This window comes from Steroidobacter sp. (assembly GCF_016790065.1).
Lineage (GTDB): Bacteria > Pseudomonadota > Gammaproteobacteria > Steroidobacterales > Steroidobacteraceae > Steroidobacter.
Map to the genome: position 1 here is coordinate 1 of NZ_JAEUPY010000253.1, position 8,121 is coordinate 8,121.

Sequence of the window (8,121 nt, forward strand, 5' to 3'; positions counted from 1 at the left end):
ACTGAATCAGCTTGCCGCCGCTCTTACGCAGCTTGGTCAAATCCGGATTGGTGGCATCCATCAGCGCGCCGAGCTTCTGCCGCGCAGTGGGCAAGTCCCGCGTCAAATCGAAGGTACGAAAATCCCAGTCGCGACGCTCGAACACGAAGCCGCCGAAATATCCCGTGGAGAATGCGACCTGCAAACTCTGCCCCGGCGCCGCGCCGAATGCATACTGACGAACGCCGCCGCCAATCGGGCCGGTTTCGTTCTCGCCCGAGGGCACGTAGCCCGGTGCGATCAACACATTCGTCTTTGGGTCCCGTAGATCGCCGTACAAGCGCTCCAATGACGACACTTGCGCGCCGGTCAGGCACTGATCGCTTTCAGCGCCCTTGCACTCGAGTTCGCGTGGATTGAAGCGACATGACAGATCGGACACCAGCCCGTCTTCGACGCCATCCTTCGCGTCGCAGGCCTTCATGGCCGCCGCTTGAATGAACGGCAGCTTGCTCTCGGGAATGTAACCTTCTTTGGTGCCGTGAAGCGCCTGACCGCGCCACACGAAGCTGGTCATCAGATTTGTCCAATGCGACGCCGGAGCACCGGCGACGATGCCGTCGAAAGCTTCGGGATAGCGCTGAGCGGCGATCAAGGCCTCACGGCCACCTTCCGAGCAGCCGTAGAAATAGGAGCGGTCCGCCTTCTTCTGATAAAACCGCGCGACAACCGCCTTCGCAATGTCGCTCGTGACGTGAACTGCACGCTCGGCGAAATCGCGAACCTTCTCAGGCTGGCCGATGGCCCAGGTGCCATCGATGGGAATTGCCTGATGGCCATTGTCGGTCGAGGCCGTCGCATGCCCCCGCTGCAACAACTGCGCTAGCAAGGGATGAAAGATGATGCCCGCCAGGCCGCCGTTGCCCGCTTGCACGTAACGGCCGCTCCAATTCTGCTCCGGCAACCACACTTCGAAGCCGACCTTGGATTGCGGTGTCGGGGTCGCCACGCCCACCACCCGACAAAACGCCGGCAGGCCCGGGATCTTCTGCCCAGCTTCCGAGGTGAAGGTTCCTGCCGGCTGCGAAGTCGCACTGGTGATGCTGACATTCGCCATCTCGAACTTGGCGAGCGCCACGCACTGGTCGCTGGCATGAGCAAACCAAGGCGCCAAGCACAGTGTCGCGCCGGACAGGATCCACTTTCGCATCAGGTTTGCCTCACCATTGCCAATGCCCGCTGCTCGCGGGCGCGATCCCAAATCGTGACGGCCGCGCCGATCGCCAGAACGACGGCGATGAATAGCAAGCTCGCGGCGTAGGTGCCTGTATAGGACTTGACGAAACCGATGGCTGCGGGCCCAAGGAAGCCACCGATATTTCCTAACGAATTGATCAACGCGATGGCGCCGGCTGCGGCCGCACCTTGCAAGCCGCGACTCGCCAATGCCCAGAACGCGGGCAAGCCCGAATAGATACCAACAGCCGCGAGGCACAGCGCGGAGAATGCAATGACAGGCGCAGTAGTCCAGCCGCTGACCGTGAGCGCGGCGGCTCCGAGCAGCGACGGCAACGCCACGTGCCACGAGCGCTCTTCAGTAGCGTCCGAATGTCGCCCCCACAGCACCAACCCAATACACGCCAAGCTGTATGGAATCATGGTGACCAGACCGACTTCGACATTGGTCATGTGGCCCAGCGAAGCAATGATTTGCGGCAACCAAAAGCTGAAGCCGTACAGCCCCACCAGAATCGAGAAATAGACAAAGCCATTGCGCCACACGCGTGAATTCGTCAGCGCTTCGCGAAGACTGCTGACATGACCGTGCGGGCTGTCAACGTGCTCGCGAGCCAGCTCGTTCTGCAGCCATTTCTTCTCGTCGGTGCTCAGCCATTTGGCATCGGCCGGCTTGTCCGGCAATAGCGCCAGCACCAGGAATCCCAGGATGATGGTCGGCACGGCCTCCAAAACAAACATCCACTGCCAGCCCTTCAGCCCGCCGGCTTCAATGCCGAGCAACGATGTCGAGATCGGCGCGCCAATGACGCTCGACATGGGCAGCGCAATCATGAACAGCGCAATGATTCGCGCTCGGTGCTGCGAGGGGAACCAACAAGTGAGATAAAAAATGATGCCGGGGAAAAAGCCGGCCTCGGCGATACCGAGCAGCAGACGCACGGTGTAAAAGCTCTTCGGCCCTTCCACCAACGCCATCGCCGCGGACAGCACGCCCCAACTGATCATGATGCGAGCGATCCAGATCCGCGCACCGAAACGCTCGAGCATGACGTTGCTCGGCACCTCAAGCAGAATGTAACCGAGGAAGAAAATGCCCGAGCCGATGCCGAACGCAGTGGCCGACAATCCCAGGTCGGCATTCATGGTCAGCGCCGCGAAGCCGACGTTGACCCGATCCAGGAACGCAAAAAAGTACAACAGCCCGAGGAATGGAATCAGGCGCCAAGCCACCTTACGTAGCGCCGTGCTGCCGTTACCGCTGTCGAGCGATTGAGTCATCGATGTTCCCCAAGAAGGGGCCCACCCTTGGGCCCCGCTTCCTGGCCGCGATTAAAACTCATATTGAACGCGGACGCCGACATTTCGGGGCGCGCCCAGAATGCCCAGATCCTGATTCAACAAGCCCAGCGCCTGGAGTAACGAACCATCGATGAAGGACTCGAAATACTCTTCGTCGAACAGGTTATTGGCGAACACGCTGGCGGTGATGCCGCCGTGCTTGTAGCTCAGCGAAGTATTCACCACCGTGTACTTCTCCATGATGGACGGCGTCACCGGATCGAAGCTCGAGCCCGGCCGGCTGCCCTTGCCCACCACCGACAAGTTCCAATCCACTTCGGCGTTGCCCACCGGCACGGTCACATCCGAGCTCAAGCTCGCATTCCAATCCGGCTGGAACAACAACCGTTCGGTGGCCAACTTGTTGCCGGTCACCGCAATCCAGCCGCGCTGATCGGTGATGCGCGCATGCATGAGCGTCAGGCTGCCGCGAACCGTCCAGATGTCAGTGAGCTTGGCGACCAACTCGGTCTCCAAACCGTACGACTCGACATCGCCCAGGTTCAGATCGATGGACACCAGACCGCCACCGGGTCCGACGATCAGCGCGTTCTGGCCGATGAAGTCGCGGTAGTCGTTGTAGTACAGCGCGGATGAGAGCGACCAGCGGCCGCCGGCGGAACTGATCTTGCCGCCCAGCTCATAAGTCCACACCGTGTCGCCGTCGTAGGTGGAGAACTGCGCCGGCACGCTCGCGGCGTTGAAGCCGCCGCCGCGATAGCCTTTCGCGGCCGAGGCATAGACCATCCGGCCTTCACCGAAGAAGCGCGTCAACGAAACGCGTGGTTCGACTTCAGACGAGTCGATGGAACGGCTCGGATCGCGAAGCACGACACCGGGCGCGGCCGTCGACGTTAGGAAGCTATCCTGATCGCGCGACTCTTCATCGACGCGCAACCCCATCGACAACTCCCACTCGGGCGCGAAGCGCCACAACGCGGTACCAAAGATCGAATAGGTGTCGCCCGTTCGCTCCGCCGTCGTCGTGGTCACTCGAGCGAGCGGCACGAGCCGCGCACGGGAGATCGCCGTCGACTTCTCGCGGCTGCCGTACAAACCAATCAACGTGGAGAACGTGTCGCTGAACGTCGTGTCGAAGCGCAGCTCGGCCGTATAGGTTTCGTCTTTGCCATCGCCGCTCGAGCGCACGATATCCAAGGACAGGAAGTCGCCGTCGGTGGAACTGCTTTGATCGCGGCTGTCATAGGCGCCGATGGCGGTCAGCGTGGTGTTCAAGCCCGACAGCGGCAGTTCGAGCTTGGCGCTGCCACCTTTATAAGTGAACGAGGTCTCGCCGTTCACATTCATGCGCATGTTGTCGCGATAGTCGGTCGGCCCACTCACATGATTGTAGTTGGTGGTGCCGCCGGTGAAGTCCAGGTAATAGCCGTTGACGGTGAGTCGAACATCGGAGCTCGCATCCCAGACGACGGTGAGATTCGCTTGATCGCTGTCGGACGCATCGATGGCGCCGCCGATCAGCTTGTTGGTGAAGAAGCCGTTGGAATCGCGACTGGCCACCGCCAGCTTGGCTCGCACTGAATCGCCCAGCGGTCCGCTGACGCGCGCACCAAACTCTTCGGTCTCATTGCCGTCGCTATACGACGCAAACACTTTGCCTTCGAAAGTATCCGACGGCGGACGAGTGATGATGTTGATGGCGCCGCCCAGCGTGTTCTTGCCGTACAGCGTGCCCTGCGGACCGCGCAGCACTTCGATTCGCTGCACATCCAACGTGGGATTGTTCACATACGATGTCGCCGGCACATAGATGCCGTCCTGGAAAATGCCGATGCCCGGTTGCACGCCGGCTTGCAGCGCCGTGCCGATGCCGCGAATGGAAACGAACGCGCGACCCACGCTATCCGAATTCACATTCAATCCAGGCACCGTCGGCGCGACATCCGCGACCGAGCGCATGGAGTTGCGCGCCATCATGTCTTCGGTGACGGCAGAGATGGAAATGGGCACGTCGAGCAATGACTCATCGCGCTTACGAGCAGTGACGATGACCTGCTCGATGCTTTCTGCCGATTCCGTCGACTGTGCTTGCGCATTGACCGGCGCAGCGATGGCCAGCGAGACCATCGGTGCAAACCACGAGGCGTGACTCACCCCTCCGGACCAGGCCCGGCTTAATTTCGCTCGCATGATTCCCCCAAAAAGGCTTAGTTCAGTTCGAACACTTTTCCCGGATTCAAGATTCCGTTCGGGTCCCAGGCGTCCTTGAGTTTGCGCATGAGCTCGACCACCGGGGCGCCGAACTCCGCAATCAACTTGTCGCGTTTACCGAGGCCGATGCCGTGCTCGCCAGTGCACGTGCCACCGAGACGATGTGCCGTCGCAATCATGGAGTCGTACACGCGCTCCATGCGGGTGCGCTCATCCTCATTGCTCGGATCGATTAGAAACAATACGTGGAAATTGCCGTCGCCTACGTGACCCAAGATGGGCGCGAGCAATCCTGCTGCGTCGATCTCGGCACGGGTTTCGGCGACACAATTGGCCAATTGTGAGATCGGCACGCACACATCGGCGACGATGCAATCGGTCGCCGGTCGCAATGCACGAGCTGCAAAATATGCCGAATGCCGCGCCTTCCACAGCGCCGCGCGTCGCTGTTCGTCGAAGGCCCAATCTAGACTGGTGGCGCCGTGTGACTTGACCACGTCGACGGCTCGTTCGAACTGCTCGGTGACTGTGGCAGCCGTGCCCATGAATTCGATGAACAGCGTGGGCTGCTCGGGCAGCGACAACTTCGAGTAAGCATTGCAAGCGCGCACCTGCACTTCATCCAGGAATTCGATGCGAGACACCGGCGCGCCCGATTGAATCAATTCGATGACAGTATCAACCGCACCGCGCAGATCGGGAAACGCGCAAACGCTGCTGCCAACGGCTTCAGGCTGACCATGTAAGCGCAGCGTCGCCTCGGTGATGATGCCGAGCGTGCCTTCCGATCCAGTGAACAAGCGCACCAAGTCATACCCGGCCGACGACTTGCGCGCACGATTGCCACAACGAATGACTTCACCGTTGGCCAGCACCACTTCGAGCGCCATCACGTTCTGAGCGATGGTGCCGTAGCGAATGGTATTGGTGCCCGAAGCGCGCGTGGAAATCATGCCGCCGATGGACGCGTTGGCGCCCGGATCGATGGGAAAATAAAAGCCGGTATCGCGCAGGTACGCGTTGAGCTCTTCGCGAGTGATGCCAGGCTGCACGACACAATCGGCGTCGTCGGCCCGCACTTCCAGCACTTGATTCATGCGCGACATGTCGAGGCAAATGCCACCGTACAGCGCGCTGACATGACCTTCCAACGAGGTGCCGGCGCCAAAGGCGATCAGCGGCACGCGCAATTCATTGCACACTTTGGCGACGCGACTGACTTCGGCTGTGTTGATCGGCCAGATCACGGCATCCGGCGGAAATCCCTGCGCGTAAGCCTCGCCACGGCCATGTTGCTCACGAACCGCGCTGCCGACGCTGAGACGATCACCGAAGATCGGCCGCAATTGCTCGATGGCGCGAGCGACGTTGGCTTTCGCCTCGGCGGTCTCGAAACGGTTGGATGTTTTGAGTGACGCGCTCATGAAGGAATGCTATCGGCATTGAGAGTCGGCACTTCGCTCGCAGCCATCGCCTCCACTCGTGACATCGATGCCACCGAGAGATCGAAGTGCATGGCCATCGCGGCCCCCGCACCCACCGCATCGCCTGTACACACCCGCTCGACGATGGCTTCATGAGCATCGACGATTCGTCGCAACTCCGACTCGCTGCGCCGATTGCCCAAATCGATATGCATGAGCTGCTCGAGCGGCTCACGCAATGCCGCCAACAACAATGAATTCAGTGGATTCAAGCTGGCTTCGGCCAGCGTTGTATGAATTGCCATGTCGGCGGCCATGCGACGCGCATGATCGCGATCGCCGTGCGCCGAGCGCATCTGTTGAATCAACTCTTGCAAACAACGCTTCTGCGCTTCGTTGGCGTGGCGGGCCGCAAGCTGCGCGCCCTGCACTTCGATGGCTCGTCGAGTTTCGATGACGTGCGTCGGGTTGACCTGAGCGGTGTTGAGTGCGTAACCGAAAACTTGCGCGAGCACATGGGCGCTCATCGGTTGTAGCCGTGGCCGTCGGCCACTTTCGATTTCCAGGATGCCGAGCGCGGCCAGAGTCCGGTAAGCCTCACGAACGCTGCCCCGGCTCACCCCCAGCTGTTTACAGATCTGGACTTCGCTGGGCACGGCGTCGCCGGGCTTCAAGTTGTCCCGGGAGATCAGGTCGAGCAGATGGCGGGCCACCTGCGCGGACAGCGTGACTCGCGGTGAAGTCGGCACGGAAAGCAGTGTGGTCACTGATCAGCCCCCTGAACTTGGGGCGAATCTAGCAGCGGCCCGAGCAACCTGTCAAACAGGTTTGGCCTACATTGGCCAATTTTCGGTCATCGCACTGCTACAACGGGCCCAACCTATCCAATAGGCCCGCCCTGACCGGGGAGCTTAGCCAGCATGCCGATTAGCAACGATGCCGGTCAGCCGGCCCCTTATGATTGGCGGCCCGTTCACTCCCCCATAACCACAACCCGTTTCGAGGATCGGCATGAAAATTTGCGCTCGTCTGTTCTCTGGCCTGGCGGTGCTCGCCTGCGCCTGGGTGCCCGGCCTGGCCGCGGCTCAGGCCCAGACCCCGTTCAAGCTGTACATCTCCGCCGATATGGAAGGCGTTGCCGGCGTCGTCACCGAACAGCAACTCGGCCCCACCGGCTTCGAGTACGGGCGCTTCCGGGAATTCATGACGGACGAAGTGAACACGGTGATCGAAACCGCGTTCGCCGCCGGCGTGACTGAAATCGTGGTCAGCGATTCGCACGGCAATGGCCAGAATCTGTTGATCGAAAAGCTGCCCAAGAAAGTCACCGTGGTCCGCTCGTGGCCGCGGCCTTTGATGATGATGGAAGGCATCGACAACAGCTTCGCCGGCGTGATCCTGCTCGGCTATCACACCAGCACCCACAATCTCGCGGGCGTGCGCGCCCACACTATCTCTAGCGCTCGTCTCGCCGACGTGCGCCTCAATGACAAACAAGTCGGTGAAGGCGAACTCAGCGCTGCTATCGCCGGTCATTTCGGCGTGCCCGTGATCATGGTCAGCGGCGACGATCAACTCGTCAAAGAACTGCAGGGCTCGCTCGGCAACGTCGAAGGCGCCGTCGTGAAATGGGCCCATGGCTTCCATTCCGCTCGCACGCTCACGCCTGCTGAAGCCAAGGATCAGATTCGCGCCGCCACCGAGCGCGCGCTGTCGAAGATCAAAACGTTCCGGCCGTACACAGTGAAGACGCCGGTGCGCCTGGACATCCGGTTCAAGAGCTACCGCCAAGCGGACATGCTGGCCTACCTGCCCATCGTGGAGCGCCTCGACTCGCACACCGTGCGCTTCGTCGGCAAGGACCTGCCGGCCACCTCGAAGTTCTTCGAGTTCGTGATGACCTACGATCCGAATATGGATCCCTGAACGTCGGCCCAGGCCGCTACTCTCGATCCCTGCCACCCCCAAT

General features: G+C 61.0%; 6 protein-coding genes. 1 reads left to right on the forward strand and 5 read right to left on the reverse strand.

Annotated features, from left to right (window positions below):
• The 5 genes from JNL55_RS10770 to JNL55_RS10790 form a co-directional block, all read right to left on the reverse strand.
• A partial coding sequence (locus tag JNL55_RS10770; protein WP_293852821.1) for a tannase/feruloyl esterase family alpha/beta hydrolase occupies positions 1–1,189 on the reverse strand: 1,189 nt, incomplete at its 3' end.
• Positions 1,189–2,496, reverse strand: coding sequence for an MFS transporter (locus JNL55_RS10775; protein WP_293852822.1), 1,308 nt, complete (start codon positions 2,494–2,496; stop codon positions 1,189–1,191). The genes JNL55_RS10775 and JNL55_RS10770, both read right to left, overlap by 1 nt.
• Positions 2,497–2,547: 51 nt before the next feature.
• Complete coding sequence (locus tag JNL55_RS10780) at positions 2,548–4,707, reverse strand: TonB-dependent receptor (RefSeq protein ID WP_293852823.1); 2,160 nt, start codon at positions 4,705–4,707, stop codon at positions 2,548–2,550.
• A 17-nt stretch (positions 4,708–4,724) separates the two neighbouring features.
• Positions 4,725–6,152, reverse strand: coding sequence for an FAD-binding oxidoreductase (locus JNL55_RS10785; protein ID WP_293852824.1), 1,428 nt, complete (start codon positions 6,150–6,152; stop codon positions 4,725–4,727).
• On the reverse strand, positions 6,149–6,919 hold the full coding sequence (locus JNL55_RS10790; protein WP_293852825.1) for a FadR/GntR family transcriptional regulator: 771 nt from the start codon (positions 6,917–6,919) through the stop codon (positions 6,149–6,151). Before JNL55_RS10790 ends, JNL55_RS10785 begins: the two co-directional genes overlap by 4 nt.
• Before the next feature lie 244 nt (positions 6,920–7,163).
• On the opposite strand from JNL55_RS10790, the gene JNL55_RS10795 reads away from it, so the two are divergent.
• Positions 7,164–8,078 (forward strand): M55 family metallopeptidase, encoded by a 915-nt coding sequence (locus JNL55_RS10795; protein WP_293852826.1) that lies wholly within the window; start codon positions 7,164–7,166, stop codon positions 8,076–8,078.
• Positions 8,079–8,121: the final 43 nt, after the last annotated feature.

Bases quoted from the DNA above. Each gene is read 5' to 3' on its own strand.
- JNL55_RS10775 (WP_293852822.1), bottom strand. From the start codon at position 2,496: ATGACTCAATCGCTCGACAGCGGTAACGGCAGCACGGCGCTACGTAAG.
- JNL55_RS10780 (WP_293852823.1), bottom strand. From the start codon at position 4,707: ATGCGAGCGAAATTAAGCCGGGCCTGGTCCGGAGGGGTGAGTCACGCC.
- JNL55_RS10785 (WP_293852824.1), bottom strand. From the start codon at position 6,152: ATGAGCGCGTCACTCAAAACATCCAACCGTTTCGAGACCGCCGAGGCG.
- JNL55_RS10795 (WP_293852826.1), top strand. From the start codon at position 7,164: ATGAAAATTTGCGCTCGTCTGTTCTCTGGCCTGGCGGTGCTCGCCTGC.